The organism is Kitasatospora sp. NPDC002965 (genome assembly GCF_040611255.1).
Taxonomy (GTDB): domain Bacteria; phylum Actinomycetota; class Actinomycetes; order Streptomycetales; family Streptomycetaceae; genus Kitasatospora.
This window is the reverse complement of record NZ_JBEXNT010000084.1, coordinates 1-18,087: the sequence shown is the minus strand read 5'-3', so window position 1 is coordinate 18,087 and position 18,087 is coordinate 1. Positions and strand designations below refer to the sequence as shown.

General features: G+C 74.6%; 14 protein-coding genes and 1 pseudogene. 9 read left to right on the top strand and 6 right to left on the bottom strand.

Translation table 11 applies throughout. The annotated features are described in order from the left end of the window. Nucleotides 1-82: 82 nt before the first annotated feature. From ABZY91_RS27485 to ABZY91_RS27475, 3 genes are all read left to right on the top strand, one after another. The gene (locus ABZY91_RS27485) at nt 83-478 is read left to right on the top strand and encodes a MarR family transcriptional regulator (RefSeq protein WP_329883821.1); all 396 of its coding nucleotides are present in this window, start codon (nt 83-85) and stop codon (nt 476-478) included. A 353-nt stretch (nt 479-831) separates the two neighbouring features. Then, nucleotides 832-2,319, top strand: coding sequence for a glycoside hydrolase (locus tag ABZY91_RS27480; protein WP_355405662.1), 1,488 nt, complete (start codon nt 832-834; stop codon nt 2,317-2,319). A 137-nt stretch (nt 2,320-2,456) separates the two neighbouring features. After that, nucleotides 2,457-2,891, top strand: a complete 435-nt coding sequence (locus ABZY91_RS27475) for a VOC family protein (protein ID WP_355405661.1) — start codon at nt 2,457-2,459, stop codon at nt 2,889-2,891. Nucleotides 2,892-2,978: 87 nt separating this feature from the next. On the opposite strand, the gene ABZY91_RS27470 is transcribed toward ABZY91_RS27475, so the two are convergent. From ABZY91_RS27470 to ABZY91_RS27460, 3 genes are read right to left on the bottom strand one after another with little or no spacing between them, the layout of a single operon-like run. After that, nucleotides 2,979-3,644 (bottom strand): hypothetical protein, encoded by a 666-nt coding sequence (locus ABZY91_RS27470; RefSeq protein WP_355405660.1) that lies wholly within the window; start codon nt 3,642-3,644, stop codon nt 2,979-2,981. A gap of 46 nt (nt 3,645-3,690) precedes the next feature. Beyond that, entirely contained in the window at nt 3,691-4,368 is a 678-nt protein-coding gene (locus ABZY91_RS27465; protein WP_355405659.1) for a response regulator transcription factor, read from the bottom strand. After that, nucleotides 4,365-5,345, bottom strand: coding sequence for an ATP-binding protein (locus ABZY91_RS27460; protein WP_355405658.1), 981 nt, complete (start codon nt 5,343-5,345; stop codon nt 4,365-4,367). The genes ABZY91_RS27465 and ABZY91_RS27460 overlap by 4 nt, the downstream gene beginning before the upstream one ends. Nucleotides 5,346-5,690: 345 nt before the next feature. Here ABZY91_RS27460 and ABZY91_RS27455 point away from each other — a divergent pair, with 345 nt between their 5' ends. Then, nucleotides 5,691-6,344, top strand: a complete 654-nt coding sequence (locus tag ABZY91_RS27455) for a hypothetical protein (protein WP_355405657.1) — start codon at nt 5,691-5,693, stop codon at nt 6,342-6,344. 119 nt (nt 6,345-6,463) lie between these two features. On the opposite strand, the pseudogene ABZY91_RS27450 reads toward ABZY91_RS27455, so the two are convergent. Beyond that, nucleotides 6,464-7,116, bottom strand: a pseudogene (locus tag ABZY91_RS27450) (hypothetical protein). A 187-nt stretch (nt 7,117-7,303) separates the two neighbouring features. On the opposite strand from ABZY91_RS27450, the gene ABZY91_RS27445 reads away from it, so the two are divergent. From ABZY91_RS27445 to ABZY91_RS27435, 3 genes are read left to right on the top strand one after another with little or no spacing between them, the layout of a single operon-like run. After that, nucleotides 7,304-7,876, top strand: coding sequence for a (2Fe-2S)-binding protein (locus tag ABZY91_RS27445; protein WP_355405656.1), 573 nt, complete (start codon nt 7,304-7,306; stop codon nt 7,874-7,876). Further along, on the top strand, nt 7,873-8,907 hold the full coding sequence (locus ABZY91_RS27440) for a xanthine dehydrogenase family protein subunit M (RefSeq protein ID WP_355405655.1): 1,035 nt from the start codon (nt 7,873-7,875) through the stop codon (nt 8,905-8,907). The genes ABZY91_RS27445 and ABZY91_RS27440 overlap by 4 nt, the downstream gene beginning before the upstream one ends. Further along, on the top strand, nt 8,904-11,042 hold the full coding sequence (locus ABZY91_RS27435; protein ID WP_355405654.1) for a xanthine dehydrogenase family protein molybdopterin-binding subunit: 2,139 nt from the start codon (nt 8,904-8,906) through the stop codon (nt 11,040-11,042). Before ABZY91_RS27440 ends, ABZY91_RS27435 begins: the two co-directional genes overlap by 4 nt. 436 nt (nt 11,043-11,478) lie before the next feature. On the opposite strand, the gene ABZY91_RS27430 is transcribed toward ABZY91_RS27435, so the two are convergent. Continuing rightward, nucleotides 11,479-11,949 carry a GNAT family N-acetyltransferase gene (locus tag ABZY91_RS27430; RefSeq protein WP_355405653.1) on the bottom strand — a complete coding sequence of 157 codons (471 nt, stop codon included), beginning with the start codon at nt 11,947-11,949 and terminating at the stop codon, nt 11,479-11,481. A 217-nt stretch (nt 11,950-12,166) separates the two neighbouring features. On the opposite strand from ABZY91_RS27430, the gene ABZY91_RS27425 reads away from it, so the two are divergent. Then, entirely contained in the window at nt 12,167-13,366 is a 1,200-nt protein-coding gene (locus tag ABZY91_RS27425) for a mechanosensitive ion channel domain-containing protein (RefSeq protein ID WP_355405652.1), read from the top strand. Here ABZY91_RS27425 and ABZY91_RS27420 read toward each other — a convergent pair. Continuing rightward, complete coding sequence (locus ABZY91_RS27420) at nt 13,363-14,388, bottom strand: YihY/virulence factor BrkB family protein (protein ID WP_355405651.1); 1,026 nt, start codon at nt 14,386-14,388, stop codon at nt 13,363-13,365. The two genes, ABZY91_RS27425 and ABZY91_RS27420, sit on opposite strands and share 4 nt — an antisense overlap. Before the next feature lie 965 nt (nt 14,389-15,353). On the opposite strand from ABZY91_RS27420, the gene lanKC reads away from it, so the two are divergent. Continuing rightward, nucleotides 15,354-18,029: a class III lanthionine synthetase LanKC gene (gene lanKC / locus ABZY91_RS27415; protein WP_355405650.1), complete on the top strand. Its 2,676-nt coding sequence runs from the start codon at nt 15,354-15,356 to the stop codon at nt 18,027-18,029. The last annotated feature ends 58 nt before the right edge of the window (nt 18,030-18,087 follow it).

Here is an 18,087-nt window from a genome sequence, read left to right as displayed (position 1 = left end):
CCCCGACGACACCTCCGACACCCCCGACGCCGCAGCCGTCGCCGGTCTCGGTGACGCCGTCGCGGACGCCCTCGCCACCCTCCTGCGACGCGGCACCCGCACCACCCTCTACCACCGCCTCACCGAGCACCTCGGCGAAGCGGTGGACGAGGTCACCTACCCCGTCCTCAGCGGCCTCGGCCGCACCGGCCCGCGCAGCGCCGCCGACCTGGCCGTCGAGATCGGCCTCGACCGCTCCGGCGTCAGCCGCCGCGCCACCCGCCTGGAGGCGGCGGGCCTGCTCCGCCGCCAGCCCGACCCCCACGACCAGCGCGCCACCCTGCTCGCCCTCACCCCGGACGGCGAGCGCACCGTCGCCGAAATGCGCCGCCGTCTGGCCGACAGTATCGAAGCCACCCTCGCCACCTGGCCCCCCGCCGAGGCCGGGATCTTCGCGCGCGCCCTGCAACGCTTCACCGAACAGGGCCCGTTCAGCTGACCCGGGGGCACGGACGGGACCGCACGGCACCCGGACCTCCGCGCGTTCCGGGCTCACCCGGAGCAGGCGTCGACGAGAACGACCGGGCCTCCCCGGCCGGTCGGTGCCCGGCGCGACGCCGACCGGCTGCGCGCGGGGCCGGCCGGAGGAGCAGCGTTCGTTCCCGGCGCGGCCTCAGGTCCGCTCGCGCCGACGGGAACCGGGCCTCGACGGGCTCCGGGACCTCCCGGCAGACCGGCGGACGAGGTGGCCGGAAGCGCTGATCGTCCGACCGACCTCGTCGTCGTGTCGGTACGGTACTGTGCCGTTCGCGTGCGTCGGGATTCCGGCGCGGGGGCCTGTTGGGGGGGCTGATGGAACGTCGTACTGTCCTGCGCGGACTGGTGGGTGTGCCGGTCGGGGCGATGGCGGTGGTCGCCGCTGCGGGGACCGCCAGGGCCGACTTCACCACCACGGTCAATCCGTCGCACACCTGGGGCACCTGGGAGGGCTGGGGCACGTCGTTGGCCTGGTGGGCCAACCAGCTGGGCCCGCAGGAGGACCTGGCCGACGTGCTGTTCAGCCGGAAGACCGTCCAGTTCCACGGTGAGACGGTGCCCGGCCTGGGCATGAACGTGGTCCGCTACAACGCCGGCGCCTCGGGGACGAACAGCATCGGCGGCAGGACGATGAAGCCCGTCCCGGCGCTGGACGGTTTCAAGAAGATCGAGGGCTACCAGCTCGACTGGTTCTCGGACGACCCGCAGTCGGCGAGCTGGAACTGGAACGCGGACGCGAACCAGCGCGACATGATGTGGCTGGCCCGGGACCGGGGCGCGGACAAGTTCGAACTCTTCACCAACTCGCCCATGTGGTGGATGCTGAAGAACGACGATCCGCGCGGAGCGGTCAGCGGCCACACCTGCAACCTCCAGGACGGCAACTTCGGCCGTCACGCGGCGTACCTGGCAACGGTGGCGCGGTACGCCCACGACCACTGGGGCATCGACTTCACCTCCGTTCAACCCGTCAACGAACCGCTGGCCAAGTGGGAGGCGTCGACGGAGTCGATCGAGGGGCAGGAGGGTTGCCACTACGACCGCCCCCAGATCGCCGAGATCGTCCGGCAGACCCGCGCCCAGCTGGACGTGCGGGGCCTGAACTGGATGATGGTGGCGGGTCTCGACGACTGGGGCGTCGGAAGCGCCGTGTACAACTGGACCAACAACTCCGACTTCGACGCCGCCACCCGCGCGGCCGTGGGCCGGGTCAACGTCCACGGTTACGAGGACAACGGCGACCGCTACGCACTCCACCAGGCCGTGGCGGCGGACAACAAGGACATCTGGATGTCCGAGTACGGCGACGGGGACACCAGCGGCATGCTCCTCGCCCGGAACCTCAACTACGACCTGCGCTGGCTGCACCCCACGGCCTGGGTCATCTGGCAGATCCTCGACTGGAACAACTACGGCGCGATCAGCCTCACCAACGGCGTGATCGGCGCGGTCAACCCCAAGTTCTACGTCCTCGCCCAGTACATGCGGCACATCCGCCCCGGTATGACGATCATCGACGCGGGCCACCCCGACGCCGTCGCGGCCTACGACGGCGTCAACCACAAGCTGGTCATCGTCGCCGTGAACTACGGGGGAGACGGGCAGACGATCGACTTCGACCTGTCCAGGTTCAGCACGCCCGGCCAGGACAACGCCCTGATCGGCCGGTGGGCCACCGGAACGAACCCCGGTGGCGAGCGCTACCGGTACTACGAGGACACCTACCTCCACGGCAACCGGTTCTGGTCCACCTTCAACGCCCGTACCGTGCAGACCTTCGAGGTCTCCGGCGTGTACCTGTAGGCCGCACGCCCGTCACACCCGCCGCGCCCCTCGCGGCCGCCCCGTCCGGCGGCCGCGAGGGGCGTCGGCCCGTCCTGGCGCTCACGCGTACCGGCGGACGACCGGCGGCTGTCGGAGGTCCGCAGTACGCTCCTGCCATGTCAGCCACCATCGATCTGACCCTGGATTGCGCGAACGCACAACTCCTCGCCGACTTCTGGAAGACGGCGCTGGGCTACGTCGACGAGCCGCCACCCGCTCCCTTCGCGACCCGCGAGGAGTGGCTCGCGCAGTTCGACCTGCCGGAGGACGAATCCGTCGACGACGGGGCGTGGCTCTGCGATCCCGACGGCGTCGGCCCCCGCCTCACGATCCTCAAGGTCCCCGAGCCGAAGACGGCGAAGAACCGGCTCCACATCGACGTCCGGGTGCCGGGACACGGCAGCCCCGAGGAGCGGTGGGCCCGGATCAGGGCGGAGTCCGATCGGCTGGTGACGGCGGGTGGGTCCGTCCTGGCGGAGTTCGACGGGCATCACGTGGTGATGGCCGACCCCGAGGGCAACGAGTTCTGCGTCGCCGCGGCCTCGGCCTGAAGCCGGCCCGGACGCAGGCACCCTGTGCCCGCTCCGGGCCGGTCCGGGCGGGGCGGGGCGGGGCGGGGCTGATGCGGTGGGCCGTGATCAGTACGGGAGTCCGATCAGGCCCCAGCCCCGCTCCCCGGCCCCCGTGACCACCTCGCCCCACTCGCGCAGGAGCGCGACCGCCTCGTCGAAGCGGCCGGACCGGGCCGCCCGGCCATCGGCTTCGTCCTCGGCCTGGGCCTGGGTCTGGGCCTGGGCGTCGAACGGTTCGCGGAGCTCCTCCAGCCGCGGCTCGGCCGTCCGCCAGTCACGGACGAGCGCCGGCACCTCGCCCGGCGCACGGAGCAGGAGGACACGAGGACACCACGGTCCGGGATCGTCGGGAAAGCCGCCCGCCGGCGGGTACCCGTCGTCCTCGCCCGCTGCGGAGCCGTAGTCCGGACCGTCCCACACCAGACCTCCCAGGAAGCGGTCGAGAGCCTCCCGCAGGTCGGGCGCGACCGACGCCCTGACACCCTCCCAGGCGTTGGCGAGGTGGAAGTGCCAGCTGTAGGAACCGGTGGTCCCGAGGAACCGGTACTCGGCGCACCACGGCGACTGTCGCTGCCACACCCACCCGCCCTGCACCGCGGAGTCGGCGTCCTCGCACGACTCGCAGCAGAAGTACGGGTGCACGGCGTCGGTCAGCACGACCAGGCGCTCGCCCGCCGGTATCCGGGCCAGCCGCTCCCAGTCGGCCATGACCACGGTGATGTCCAGTCCCATCCGTGCAGGCTAGCAACCGGTCGTGGCCACGGTGCCGGGCCCGCCCTCAACCGCCGGCCGTACGGGCGTGCTCCCACGCCCAGGCGGCGATCCCCACCCGGTTGCGGGCCCCGATCTTGCGCTGGATCGAGGCGAGGTGGTTCTTGACCGTGCCGGACGTGATGAACAGCGCCGCACCGATCTCCGCGTTGGTGGCCCCGTCCGCCACGAGCACGGCGATCTCGCTCTCGCGGGCGGTCAGCGCCTCCGCACCCTTCGGCGCCGCCGCCCCCGCACCGCCCGCCCGGGGGCGCTGCGCCGGAAGGGGCTCCGGCTGCGCGAGCTGCTTCAGCAGCCGGACGGTGATCTGCGGGCTGATCAACGTGTCCCCGGCGACCGCCGCCCGGACCGCCTCCGCCAGCAGGGCCGGGCCCGACCGCTTCAGCAGGAAGCCCGTCGCCCCGGCCCGCAGCGCGGCGTGCACGTACTCGTCCAGGTCGAAGGTGGTCACCACGACCACGCGGAACTCCCCGCCCAGTTGCCTGGTCAGCTCCAGGCCGTCCAGCCGGGGCATCCGGATGTCCGCGAGCACCACGTCCGGGCGCAGCCGCCGGGCCAGTTCGAGGGCCTCCACACCGTCGGCCGCGCAGCCGACCACCTCGATGTCCGGCTGCGCTCCGAGGATGATCGCGTACGCGCTGCGGATCGCCTCGTCGTCGTCGGCGAGCAGAACCCTGATGGTCATCGGCCCTCCAAGGGCATACGTGCGGTGACCAGCCAACCGCCGTCACCCCGACCGGCGGTGAGCGTTCCGCCCAGCGCCTCCACCCTGGCCGCCAGTCCGGCCAGCCCGCTGCCGCCGCCCCGGCGCGGGCCCGGATTGGCCGCGCCGCCGGTGCCGTCGTCGGCCACCGTGACCTCCAGACCGCCCCCGACCCGGAGGACCCGCACCACGACCGCACGCGCGGCGGGGGCGTGGCGCCGGACGTTCGTCAGCGCCTCGACGACGACCCGGTACGCCGTCGCCGCCACCTCGCGCGGTACCCCGGTGTCCTCCTCCGGGGCCTCCAGCTGCACGGAGGTACGGCCGGAGGACGCGAACCGGTCGACCAGGGAGGCGAGTTCCTCCAGGCCGGGCTGCGGTGCGCGCTCGGCTCCCGGCCGATCCTGCGGTGTCCGCAACAGGTCGACCGTCCGGTCCAGGGCACCGAGCGCCTGTTGCCCGGCCTTCTCGATCCGCTCGAAGAGCGCCGCCGCGCCGACCGGGTCGGCGGCCGCCAGGACCGTGCCGGCCTGGGCCAGCGCGACCATGCCGCTGACGTCGTGCGCCACGAAGTCGTGCAGGTCGTGGGCGAGTTCGATCCGCTGGGCCCGGCGGGCGGTCTCCACCGAACGGCGCCGGGTGTCGTCCAGGCCGCGCAGGTACAGCCCGGCGAGCGCCGCCGGGACGACGAGGACCGCGCCGAACCCGGTGAGGGTCAGCGGGTCGGCCGCCGCGTCGGCCCCCTCGAACCGGGACGGCCAGAGTGCCACCGCCAGGCCGACGGCCGCGACCGACACCGATCCGGGCCGGCGCCGGGAGTGGCGCAGCGCGAGTACCACCAGCAGGAGCAGCGCGGCCAGTTCGGCCAGCGCCGCCAGGGCGGGTATCCGGTCCGCCTCCTCCCACCGACCGAGGAGCGCGGTCGCGGCGGTGACCGCCAGCGACACCGCGGCAGCCACCGCCGCAGTCACCGCCGCAGTCGCCGCAGTCGCCGCAGTCGCAGCACCCGCCGCACTCGCCGGAGTCACCGCAGTCGCCGGCCCGTGCCGTCGTCGCACCGTCAGAGCGAGCACCGCCACGCCCGGTACGGCGAGAGCCGCCAGCGTTCGTCCGATCATCTTTCCTCCCCCATGCCCCCACCTTACGGATCTTCGGGCCCGGCCACCCCTGCCGATCGGCACATACGGGCCCGGGTCGGACCTCCCGGAACAGCCCGATCGGCATCTGCCGCCCCACCCCGCCCGACCAGCAGTCTTGAGGCATCGCAGCGGCCGACCGGGCCGCCGGGAAGAGGAGCCAGTCCCATGATCGACACCACGCAGTCCTTCCGGTCCGCAGAGTCCGCCCGGTCCGCCCGGACCCCGGCCCGGCAGGCCCGGCCGTCCGGCCACGGCGCCGTCCGGTCCTCGTTCCACCCGGCCGGCGTCCCGGCCGATGCCCCCGCCGTCGCCCCCGCCCCACGCTGGGCCGAACTCGCCGCCAAGGCGGCCGTCTGGACCACCGTGCCGTCCGGACTCTGGCGGATCGCCTTCGCCTTCGGCGCGACGATGGGCTTCTCCGGTGAGGCGCTCGCCTTCCTCCACCAGAACGTCCCCGGCTGGGGCACCGTCTACATGCTGACCCTGAGTACGCTCGCCGAGGTCCTGGCCTTCCTCACCCTCGGCCTGGTCCGCCCCTGGGGGCGGGTGGTCCCCCGCTGGATGCCCCTGATCGGCGGGCGCGCGGTCCGCCCCCTCGCCGCGGTCGTCCCGGCCGCACTGGGCGCACTGGTCCTGACGGCCGCGGGCGTCCTCGGTGTCCTCTGCTGGAACAGCCCCGACAACATGGGCAGCCCCGACGCCCCGCAGGGCTTCGCCGCTCTGGTGATGACCCTCTGCTACCTCCCCCTGGTCGCCTGGGGCCCGCTCCTCGCCGCCGTCACCGTCGACTACGCCCGCCGCACCCGGGGGCACCGGTGACGCTGCACGGCGAACCGGAGCCGTCGGAGCGCGGGGCCGTCCGAGCGCGGGGCCGTCCGAGCGCGGGGCCGTCCGAGCGCGGGGCCGTCCGAGCGCGGGGTCTTCAGCGCGCGGGGTCTTCAGCGCGCGGGGCCGTCGACCGGCGGGAGGTCCGCCAGCCAGCCGTGTCCCGGATGCACCCGGGCGAGGAGCGCGGCCAGGGTCTGCCGCTGGGCCCCGTCCATCAGGGGGAGCGCGCCGGCGAAGTCGTGCCGGTCCTTGGGGCGGGCGGCCTTGGCCTTGAACAGCAGCGCCAGTTCCGGCGCGAGGTACGGGATGCCGTCCACCGTCCGGCGGACGACGGCGGTGTACGGCAGGCGGATCGAGGGGTCGCGCCGGCAGATCCAGGTCGGTCCGTCGTGCGGCTCGCGGAAGACGTCCACCAGGAAGTCCCCGGTCGCGGGGTCGCGCAGCCAGGTCTGGTGGGACAGTCCCGCCACCTCCGGCGTGAGCTCCCAGAGACGGCCGGACGCGACGACGTCGAAGGCGAACGCGTCGAACCGGGCCCGGATCTCGGGGAACCGCGCGGCCGGGACCGCGATCTCCAGGTCGTCGTGGCGCCGGGTCCGCTCGCCCCTGAACAGGTCGACGGCCCATCCCCGGCGACGCACCAGGGGGCCGAGACGCCTGCGAGCCGGGCCGCGACCTCGGTGGGCGTCCAGGCGTTCGCCCATCTGGCCCCGGCCTCGGCCTCGGTGATCCCGACGCCACCGGGAGGGAGTTCATCGGTCATCCGACCAGCCTACCGAGAGGTCGGTCGCGGAACGGGTTCCCCGCAGGACGCCGTCCGGTGAGCGAGCGCGGCGAGCGGCGCGCCCTCCTGCGGCACCGCTCCCCCTCGACGCGGCACGGTGCGGCGTTTCGGTGGTCTGCGCGGCGGCGGCGTGTCCGGACGCGACCCCGGTGGAATGCCTGGCCTCATGGATCCCACCGAAACCGTGCCGACCGCGAGCACGATCACGCTGACCGTCAACGGCCACCCGCACACGCTCACGGTGGACCACCGGAGCACCCTGCTGGACACGCTGCGGGACCGGCTCGGTCTGACCGGCGCGAAGAAGGGGTGCGACCACGGCCAGTGCGGGGCCTGCACGGTGCTGCTGGACGGGCGCCGGTTCAACAGCTGTCTGCTGCTCGCCGTCGCCCAGGACGGCGCAGCCGTCCGGACCGTGGAGGGGCTCGCCGGGCCGGACGGGCCGCACCCGCTGCAACGCGCGTTCGTCGAGGAGGACGCGTTCCAGTGCGGCTTCTGCACACCGGGCCAGCTCTGCTCGGCCGCGGGCCTGCTCGACGAGACGGCCGCCGCGGCGGACCCGCTCGACGAAGCGGCCGTCCGTGAGCTGCTCAGCGGCAACCTCTGCCGTTGCGGCGCCTACCCCGGCATCGTGCGGGCCGTCTGCCGGGTGCGGGACGCCGCCGCGGGCGCGGCCGGCGGGCAGGGCGCCGGCGGGCGGCCGGCCGGGGCCGGCGCGGGATCGCGGGTCGCCGGATGAGGCCGCTCGGATACCACCGCCCGGCCGACGTGGCGTCGGCCGTCGCCCTGCTGGCCGCCCACCCGCAGGCCCGGGCACTGGCCGGCGGAACCAACCTGGTCGACCTGATGAAGCTCGGTGTGGAACGGCCCGCCCTGCTGGTGGACATCGCCCGCCTGCCGCTCGACCGGATCGAGGAGACGGCGGACGGCGGCCTGCGGATCGGCGCCACCGTCCGCAACAGCGACCTCGCCGCGCACCCCCTGGTCCGCGACCGCTACCCGCTCCTCTCCGGGGCCGTCCTGGCGGGGGCGAGCGGCCAGCTGCGCAACGCGGCCACCACCGGCGGCAACCTCCTCCAACGCACCCGCTGCCTCTACTTCCAGGACGTCACCAAACCCTGCAACAAGCGTCTGCCCGGCTCGGGTTGCCCCGCGCTCGACGGCGTCCACCGCGATCTCGCCGTGCTCGGCACCTCCGCGCACTGCGTGGCCTCCCACCCCTCCGACCTCGCGGTCGCCCTGGTCGCGCTGGACGCCGTGGTGCACCTCACCGGACCGGACGGCGACCGCGTGCTCCCGCTCACCGCGTTCCACCGGCTGCCGGGCGACACGCCCGACCGCGACACCGAGCTCGCACCGGCGGAGCTGATCACCGCCGTCGAGCTGCCCGCGCCGCCGGCCGGCGCGACGGGCGGCTACCGCAAGGTCCGCGAACGCGCCTCCTTCGCGTTCGCGACCGTCTCCCTGGCCGTCCTGCTGACGGTGCGCCACGACCGGGTCGCCGGCGTCCGGCTGGCCTTCGGCGGACTGGCGCCCAAGCCCTGGCGGGCCCTCACCGCCGAGGCCGCGCTCGCCGGGGGCCCGGCCACCGAGGAGGCGTTCGCCCGCGCCATGGACGCCGAGCTGACCACCGCCCGCCCGCTGCGCGACAACGCGTTCAAGGTGCCGCTGGCCCACCGGCTGGCCGTCACCGAACTGACCGCGCTGGCGGTGCAGGCCGCAACGTCCGCTCCGAGCGCGCCGACCGACGAAGTCCAGGAGGACAGATGACCACCGACCGGGCGGACCTCGCCCGCCTCGAAGGCTGGGCCAAGGTCACCGGCACCGCCCGCTACGCCGGCGACCACCACCCGGACGGCCTCGCCCACGCCTGGCCGGTGCCCGCCACGATCGCCCGCGGCGACCTCGCCGCCGTACGGACCGAGGCCGCACTCGCCGTCCCCGGCGTGCTCGCGGTACTCACCCACCACGACGCCCCCGCGCTCGCTCTCCCCGACGACGGCGATCCGACGCTCGCCGTCCTGCAGTCCCCGCGGATCGCCCACCGCGGCCAGATCGTCGCCCTGGTCGTCGCCGAGACCCCCGAGGACGCCCGGGCCGGCGCCGCCGCGGTCGAGTGCGTCTACCGGCCGGAGCCGTTCGACGTCGTCCTGACCGACGACCACCAGGGCCTCTACACCCCGGCCCAGGCCAACGGCGGCCACCCGGCCGTCCGCGAGCGCGGCGACTTCGACACCGCCCACGGTCAGGCGGCCGTCCGGATCGACCGCACCTACCGGATCGGTCCGCTGCACAACCACCCGATGGAGCCGCACACCGCCACCGCGCAGTGGGACGGCGAACGCCTGACCGTGCACGACTCCAGCCAGGGCACCAACCAGGTCCGGACGACCCTCGCCACGCTGTTCGGCCTGGCCGTCGCCGACGTCCTGGTGATCAGCGAACACGTCGGCGGCGGCTTCGGCTCGAAGGGCACCACCCGGCCGCACGCCGTGCTGGCGACGATGGCCGCCCGCCGGGTCGACCGCCCGGTACGGCTCGCGCTGCCCCGGGACCAGCTGCCCGCCCTCACCGGATACCGCGCGCCCACCGTCCACCGGGTCCGGCTGGGCGCCGACGACGACGGCAGGATCACCGCGCTGGCCCACGAGGTGACGACCCGCTCCTCGACCGTGCGGGAGTTCGTCGAGCAGGCCGCCGTCCCGGCCCGGGTGATGTACCGCTCCCCGAACAGCCGGACCGTCCACCGGGTGGTGCGCCAGGACGTACCCACCCCGTCCTGGATGCGGGCGCCCGGCGAGGCCCCGGGCATGTTCGCGCTGGAGTGCGCGATGGACGAGCTGGCCGAGACCTGCGGGCTGGACCCGGTCGAGCTGCGGATCCGCAACGAACCGGCCGTCGAGCCGGACAGCGACCGCCCGTTCAGCAGCCGCCACCTGGTGGAGTGCCTGCGCGAGGGCGCCCGCCGCTTCGACTGGTCCCGCCGGCACGCGGACGGCCCGCGCCGCGAGGGGCGCCGGCTGCTGGGCAGCGGGGTCGCGGCCGCCACCTACCCGGTGCTGATCGCCCCCTCCACCGCCGAGGTCCTCGCCCGCCCGGACGGCACCTTCCTCGTACGCGTCAACGCCACCGACATCGGCACGGGTGCCCGCACCGTCCTCGCCGCCGTCGCCGCCGAGACCCTGGCCGTCCCCCCGGACCGGGTGGACGTGGAGATCGGCCGCAGCGACCTGCCGCCCGCCCCGCTCGCGGGCGGCTCGGCCGGCACCGCCTCCTGGGGGTGGGCCGTCCACGACGCCTGCACCGGGCTGCGCCACGCGCTCACCGACCGGGGCGGTACGCCCCTCCCCTCCGAGGGGCTCCGCCATCGCGCCGACACCACCGACGCGGTCGCGGCGGGCAGTACCTTCGCCCGGCACGCCTTCGGCGCCCAGTTCGCCGAGGTCGAGGTGGACGCCGACACCGGCGAGGTGCGGCTGCGCCGGCTGCTCGGCGTCTTCGCCGCCGGCCGGATCCTGAACACCCGCACCGCCCGCTCCCAGTTCACCGGCGCGATGATCATGGGCGCGTCGATGGCCCTGCTCGAACACAGCACCCTGGACCCGGGGTTCGGTGACCACGCCGAACGGGACCTGGCCTCCTACCACGTCGCCGTCAACGCCGACGTCCCCGTCGTCGAGGCGTTCTGGCTGGACGAGCACGACGAACACCTGAACCCGATGGGGGCCAAGGGCATCGGCGAGCTCGGCATCGTCGGCACGGCCGCCGCCGTCGTCAACGCCGTCCGCCACGCGTGCGGCGTCCGCGTCCGCGAACTGCCGATCCGGCCCGAGGCCCTGCTGCCCCGTCTGCCGCACCTGCCGCACCTGCCGCACCTGCCGCACCTGCCGCACCTGCCGGGCTGACCACCCGGGGCGCGGGAACCGGCAGGGAAGCCGGCACCGAGACCGAAAATTCTTCGGCTCCGGCTGGTGAGCGACCGTCACTAAGGGGGGGCGACGCTGAAGATCTTCTCGTCAGCGCCGGCCACCGACCCATCGGCGCCCGGGCGCAGCGGGTCTCACTTCCGCGCGGCATCCGTCACCGAGCCTGCGACACGGCAGCCCTGGAGACACGGAGAGACCTGGCCCCGGCGAAGCTCCGCCGGGGCCAGACCCGTGTCCGCCACGTCGTCAGGTGACGATCACGTCGCCCACGGGCAGGAAGAACTCACCGCTCGCCCTCGCCCCGGTCCGCGGGCATGCCTCCGCTCCCGCCACCCGGCGACCGGCCGGAGACTCCGAGTCACCGTTCGGGTCGGGTGGAGGGCCCCTGCCGCGCGTCGGCCGGCGCCGGGTCAGGTCAGGTCACGGGTGCGGAGTTCGTTCCGGCCACCGGCAGGAGGTAGAACAGCTCGGGGTCGCCGTCGTCGAGGCCGTGCAGAAGGCCGACCGGGCTCCACCCGGCCCGTCGGAGCAGCCGCTGCATCGGCTGGTTGGAGACGTTCGTCGAGGTGAACAGCTTCGGGGTCGCGCACGCGTGCGCCGCGACGTCGAGCAGGCCACGGCCGACGCCTCCGCCGCGCGCGGCGGAGGACACCATCAGCATCGTGACGAAGCCGTGCCCGAAGAACGTGTACTCGACCACGCAGTAGCCCAGCAGGCCGGACGGCCCCTGCGCCACCACCGCGAGGCCCTCCCGGCACCACCTCCGGATGCTCTCCCGCCGCTCGTCGTCGCATCCGGCCGCGACCGTGTCGATCCCCGCCAGGGCATCCGCCTCCGACTCCCTCGCACGGCGCACGACGAATCCGCCCAGGTCCACGTCATCCATGCGGTCATCGTGTCAGCCCGCCCCGGGGGCGCACCCAGAAGGGGCCTCTCCGGGGTGCCCGGCCGGTCCGGCGCCGTGCGGATGTTTGAACAACCCTCAGCGGGAAGGCGACGGACAGCGCCGCCCCGTCCGCGGCGCCCGGCGTCGAGGCCCCGGCTCTCCCCCCGGGGCCTCGACGCGTATCCGGACCCCGATCACGACCGGAGGAGAGACCCACATGCCGATCTGGACCGTCCTTCGCCCGCTGCTGGTGGCGGCCGCAGTGCCGGCCGCCGTCTTCGCCGTGGACCGGGTGCTGCAGCTGGCCGTCGGCCGGTTGTCCGCCGCCCGGCCCGGCGCCCGCCGGTGGCACGTGCTGCGCCGCTGCCGGATACCCGTGCTGGCGACGGCCACGGCGGCGTTGCTGCTCGGCTGCGAGCCGGCCGCCGGACTCGGCCCGGGCATCCGGCCGCCGGTCCGGCACGCGCTCCTGCTGGCGGTGCTGGTCAGTGCGGGCTGGCTCACCGCGCGGACGGTGTCGCTGTTCATCGAGTCCGCGCTGACCAAGTACGCCGCCGGACGGCGGGACCCCGGGCGGGTGCGCCGGGTCAGGACCCAGGTCGACCTGGTCGGCCGGATCTCGGACGTGGCGATCGCGGTGCTCACCCTGGCCGCCGCCCTGATGACGTTTCCGGCGGTGCGCGCGGTCGGCGCCAGCCTGCTCGCCTCGGCGGGTCTGCTCGGCCTCGTGGCGGGCGTCGCGGCGCAGTCCTCGCTGGCCAACCTGTTCGCCGGGATCCAGCTGGCCTTCGGCGACATGGTGCGGATCGGCGACGTCGTGGTGGTGGCCGGCGAGTGGGGCACGGTCGAGGAGATCACCCTCACCGCCGTGGTGATCGCCACCTGGGACCAGCGGCGGATCGTGATGCCGGTCTCGTACTTCGCCGGCAAGCCGTTCGAGAACTGGTCCCGGCGGGACCCGGGGATCACCGGCACCGTCCTGCTGCACCTCGACCACCGCACACCGGTCGAGGAGCTGCGCGCCGAGTTCGAGAAGCTGCTGGCGGGCGACCAGCGGTGGGACGGCACCGGCCGGGCGCTCCAGGTGGTCGACACCACCCCCAGCACCATCGTGGTCCGGGCCCTGATGACCGCGGCCGACGCCGACCGCGCCTTCGAGCTGCGCTGCGCGGTCCGCGAGCACCTGGTCGCGTTCCTGCGCGACCGGCACCCCTACGCGCTTCCGCGGGTCACCGTCGCCCGGACCGAGGCGGTGGCCGGGTCCTTCCCGGACGAGACGGCCCCGTTCCCTCCCGATGCGGTCCCGGCCCGCGGCCACGCCGAGGTGCCCGCGCAGCGGCCGACCCCGTCCGAGCCGGCGGGCGGCGATCAGGACCGGAACCGGGATCAGGAGCGGGATCGGCCGGGGCGGAGTTAGACCGCGTCCCGCCCGGCGGCTGGCCCGGCCACGGCGGCCTTGGACACGGCTGCCCTGGACACGGCGGGCCCGGACGCCGTGGCCGTGCGCCGGCGGGCGAGCCCGGCGTCGAGTTCCAGGCCCAGCAGGACCGCCAGGTTGGTGAGCCAGAGCCAGACCAGGAACACCATCACCCCGGCCAGGGCCCCGTACATCCGGCCGAACGTGTCGACGTACGCGGCGAAGAGCGCGAAGCCGCCCGAGGCGGCCAGCCAGAGCGCGACCGCCAGCGCGCTGCCCGGGGAGATCAGGCGCGGTTCGCGGGAGGGGAGGTCGGGGGCCGCCCGGTAGAGCACCGCGACCGTCAGGGTGACCAGCAGCACCAGCCCCGGCCACTTGGCGAACGACCAGACGGTGAGGCCGAAGTCCCCGACCCCGAGCGCCCGGCCGGCCTGCTCGGCGATCGGTCCGGTGAGGACCACGATCGTCACCCCCGCCGCCAGCAGCACCACCAGCACCGCGGTCAGCGCCAGCCGTACCGGTGCCAGCCGCCACAGCGGGCGGCGCTCGCGGACCCCGTGGACGGCGTTGGCCGAGCGGATGAACGCGCCGACGTAGCCGGAGGCCGACCAGAGGGCCCCGACCGCCCCCAGTACCGCGAACGCCCCGCCCGCACCGGAGTTCTGCTGCACCTGCCCGACGCCGTCCCGCAGGACGTCGCCGGCCGGGCCGGGCGCCAGCCGGCGCAGGCCGTCCATCACCTGCCCGCCGGGCGAGGGCCCGGCGAGGCCGAGCAGGCCGGTCAGCAGCAACAGACCGGGGAAGAGCGCCAGCACCCCGTAGTAAGTGAGGGCCGCCGCCCGATCGAACAGTTCGTCGCCGAGCAGCAACCGGCCGGCGTGCCGCAGCACCCCGTGCCCGGGCTGCGGGACGTGCCGATCGGATCCGTGGCGGGGCGCCCGTCGGGCGCCGGGCGCCGGGTGGCGGCGACGCAACCCGAACGGGCCCCGGTCGCCGCGGTGTCGGTGGGTCAAGGCCGGCATGGTCCCTCCTTCCTCGTACGGCTGCTCTCCTCAAGTCCCGTCCCGCGCACCGCGCGGACGGCCCGGGCGCCCCGCCACCGCGTGCTGCCGGCGCGGGTGGATGCGCCTCGCTCGTCTGCCCGCCGCGGACCGCCGCACACGGGCCCGCCGCGCCGTCAGGCGGTCGCACACCTACGAACCGACGCGGGTGGCTCGGGCGGCCTCGACCCCGACGGCCGGCGTCCTCATCGGTGCCCGATGGGCCGGAGGTGCCTCTGGGGCCGGACGGGTTCCGGCGGACCGCTCCCGTCCGAGGCAGCCAGGACATGCAGAAACGAATTTTCCGAATCCTAGAAATACTGTCGAAATAGAACTGAAATGCGGAACGGATGATTCTGTTCGGCATTTCGACAGAATCCGAACTCCCTTCCCGGGTGGTCCACGGACGCCGAAACCCTGCCCTCCGCCGGGCGTGCGCCGGAGCCGGCAGCCGCGATGCGCACGTGCCCACGCCGGTCGGCGGAGCCCCGGAGGGGCCGTCCCTCCAGGTGGTCGGCCGTAGAACCGACGGGCCGGAGCGGACCGCCACGGCCCGCTCCGGCCGACCCCGAGGCCGCCACCGGCGGCGGACGACGCCGAACGGCAGCAGCCGGCGCGTGGCCGCGCGCCCCGCCCTCGGAATGTCACCGGCGCAATCCGGGTGCGCAGAACCGGCCGTCCGGGCAGAACGTGCGCCGTTGCGGAGATTCCCCGGCGGACCCACTATTCGGATGGCCGTATCGCCATACAAGATTTCGATACCCGAGGCATTCGGCCGGCACCTTCCCGACGCCCGGGGCGGGCACGGATTCACCGTCGTCCCGCACCACGTCCTCGCTCCACGCCCCCGCTCCACCACCCCCGCTCCGCCGCGCGCTCTTCCCGCCTGCACCGAACCCTGCACCGATCCCTGCACCGACCAGACCCCCGCCACGAGGAGGGTTCCGTTGGACAACCGGTACGAGGCCTACGCCTACGCCGACCCGCTCTTCTACGACTCGCCCCGGCGCTGGGGAGCGCACGAGGAGTTCGCCGCCGTCACCCGGCCGCTGCCCGACGGCTGGGAGCACGGCGAGCTGGAGATGTGGGCCGTCGTGCGTCCCGTCGGTGTCCGGATCCCCGACCAGGGCTGGAAGATCCACGTCTCCTCGTGCATCGAGACCGCGGAGGAGGTGCTGGAGACCGTCTTCTCCTACTGCCTCCGGGAGGGCGTGACCTTCAAGTTCCTGCGCGGGCTGCCGATCCTCCAGGTACAGAACTCCAAGTACGCGCCACGCGGCTCCAGCGGCAAGTTCTGCACGCTGTACCCGGTGGACGACGCGGAGCTGGAGCGATGTCTCGACGGTCTCGGCGAGCTGCTGGCCGGCCGCAAGGGCCCGTACATCCTCAGCGACCTGCGCTGGAAGGACGGCCCGCTCTACCTGAGGTACGGCGGGTTCGCCGAACGCCACTGCCGCAACGAGGCCGGCGAGCGGGTGCTGGCCCTCGTCGGACCGGACGGCCGGCTCGTCCCCGACGTCCGCGGCGCCGGATTCTCCGTCCCCTCCTGGGCACCCGTCCCGGCGTGCATCGCCCCGGCCGTCGCCGAGCGCGCCGCGCCGCAGGACACCGGACTGCCGTACGCGGTGGAACGCGTCCTGCACTTCTCCAACGCCGGCGGCGTCTACCTGGCCCGCGACGGGAAGGACGGGCCGCCCGTCGTACTGAAGGAGGCCCGCCCGTTCGCCGGCCTCGACCAACGCGGCGTCGACGCGGTGACCCGGCTGCGCAACGAGCACGCCGTCCTCCGCCGTCTGTCCGGAGTCCCCGGAGTCCCGGCCGAACACGGCCTCCTCACCGCCTGGGAGCACGAGTTCCTGGTCCAGGAGTACGTGGCCGGGCAGTCGCTCAGCGAATGGCTCACGGCCCGCTACCCGCTCATCCACCCGGACGCCGACGAGAGCGCCGTCGCCGAGTACACCCGGGACGCCGTCGCGGTCGTCGGGCAGGTGGAACGGGCCCTGGCGGGGATCCACGCCCGCGGTGTCGTCTTCGGGGACCTCCACCCGCACAACCTGATCGTCCGTCCGGACGGCGAGCTCTGCTTCATCGACTTCGAACTCGCCAGCACCGTCGACGACTTCCTCCGGCCCGCACTCGGGGCAGCAGGGTTCACCGCCCCGCCCGGCCGCACCGGGACGGACATCGACCGGTACGGGCTGGCGGCGATCCGCCTCTGGCTCTTCTACCCCCTGGTCCAGCTCACCGCCCTCGACCCTGGCAAGGCCGGCCAGCTCGCGGACGCCGTCGAGCGCCGCTTCCCGGTGCCTCCCGGCTACACCGACGACATCCGCCGCTACCTCGGCTCCTCACCGGACGACGGCCGCACGCCCCGCCCCGAACTGAGCCACGGACACGCCGAGACCCGCGCGCTGCTGGAGCAGCCGGTCGCCGACTGGCCCGCGATCAGGGACTCGCTGGCCGCCGGCATCGCCGCGACGGCCACCCCCGAACGGACCGACCGGCTCTTCCCGGGCGACATCGCCCAGTTCACGCACGGCGGACTCGGCCTGGCCCACGGCGCGGCCGGCGTCCTCTACGCCCTGCACACGACCGGCGCCGCCGTCGACCCCGGACACGTCGACTGGCTGGCGGACGCCGCCCGCAGCCGAAGCCTCCCGGCCGGCCTCTACCACGGCGGCCACGGCGTGGCCTACGTCCTGGACCTGCTCGGCGAGCACCAGCAGGCACTGGGTCTGCTGCGCCGCCTCCCCGGGGCCGTGGACGGCGAACCGTCACCGGGCCTGGCCACCGGTGGCCCCGGCATCGCGCTCACCCTGCTCCACTTCGCGCTCGCCACCGGCGACGACCGGATGCTGGACGAGGCACTCGACGTCGCCCGGTCCGCCGCCGGGGCGTGGGAGAAGGCCGGGAACGGCGACGCCAAGCGCCGCTCCGGGCTCCTGGCCGGCGCCTCGGGAGCCGCGCTCGCCCTCGTCCGGCTCCACGAACACACCGGGGACCACTCGCTGCTCGACCAGGCCGAGACGCTCCTGGGGCTGGACCTCGAACGGTGCGTCGAGGTGAGTGACGGGACGCTCCAGGTGGTCGACGGCCGCCGGGTCCTGCCCTACATCGAGACCGGCAGCGCCGGGATCGGCCTCGTGCTGGACGCACTGCTCGCCCACCGGCCGGACTGCGTCCTGGCGGAGCGGGAGGCGGCGATCCTGCGGGCCGCCGAGCCCGAGTTCGTCATCCAGGCCGGTCTGTTCAACGGGCGGGCCGGGCTGCTCGGCTACCTCGCCCGCACCGGCGGGCGAGCGGGCGGCGGGAACGGCCCGGCCGGTGCGACGGGTGACGCCGGTACGGCGGGCACCCCCGACGCCGCCGGTGCCGCCGATTCGGCGGACCGCACCGCGCTGCTGGACCGCCAACGTGCCCTGCTGGCCCTCCACCGGATCCCCTACCGAGGGCGGCTCGCCTTCCCCGGCGACCAGTTGCTGCGCCTCTCGACGGACCTCGCGACCGGCTCCGCCGGCGTGCTGCTGGCCCTCGGCACGGCCCTGGCGGGCACCCCGTTCCTCCCCTTCACCGGGGCACCCGGCACCGCGCCCCCGCGCCGGCGCCCCGCCGCCCCCCGCTGACCCCACCCCCCCGCACGACATCCAGATGACCGTCGAGGCTCCGAACTACAGCGGCCGC

What these genes read in the sequence shown, in the direction of transcription:
- ABZY91_RS27480 (WP_355405662.1), top strand. Translation starts at nt 832, where the DNA reads ATGGAACGTCGTACTGTCCTGCGCGGACTGGTGGGTGTGCCGGTCGGG.
- ABZY91_RS27425 (WP_355405652.1), top strand. Translation starts at nt 12,167, where the DNA reads ATGCCGATCTGGACCGTCCTTCGCCCGCTGCTGGTGGCGGCCGCAGTG.
- ABZY91_RS27420 (WP_355405651.1), bottom strand. Translation starts at nt 14,388, where the DNA reads ATGCCGGCCTTGACCCACCGACACCGCGGCGACCGGGGCCCGTTCGGG.
- ABZY91_RS27475 (WP_355405661.1), top strand. Translation starts at nt 2,457, where the DNA reads ATGTCAGCCACCATCGATCTGACCCTGGATTGCGCGAACGCACAACTC.
- ABZY91_RS27430 (WP_355405653.1), bottom strand. Translation starts at nt 11,949, where the DNA reads ATGGATGACGTGGACCTGGGCGGATTCGTCGTGCGCCGTGCGAGGGAG.
- ABZY91_RS27470 (WP_355405660.1), bottom strand. Translation starts at nt 3,644, where the DNA reads ATGGGACTGGACATCACCGTGGTCATGGCCGACTGGGAGCGGCTGGCC.
- ABZY91_RS27435 (WP_355405654.1), top strand. Translation starts at nt 8,904, where the DNA reads ATGACCACCGACCGGGCGGACCTCGCCCGCCTCGAAGGCTGGGCCAAG.
- ABZY91_RS27465 (WP_355405659.1), bottom strand. Translation starts at nt 4,368, where the DNA reads ATGACCATCAGGGTTCTGCTCGCCGACGACGACGAGGCGATCCGCAGC.
- ABZY91_RS27445 (WP_355405656.1), top strand. Translation starts at nt 7,304, where the DNA reads ATGGATCCCACCGAAACCGTGCCGACCGCGAGCACGATCACGCTGACC.
- ABZY91_RS27440 (WP_355405655.1), top strand. Translation starts at nt 7,873, where the DNA reads ATGAGGCCGCTCGGATACCACCGCCCGGCCGACGTGGCGTCGGCCGTC.
- ABZY91_RS27455 (WP_355405657.1), top strand. Translation starts at nt 5,691, where the DNA reads ATGATCGACACCACGCAGTCCTTCCGGTCCGCAGAGTCCGCCCGGTCC.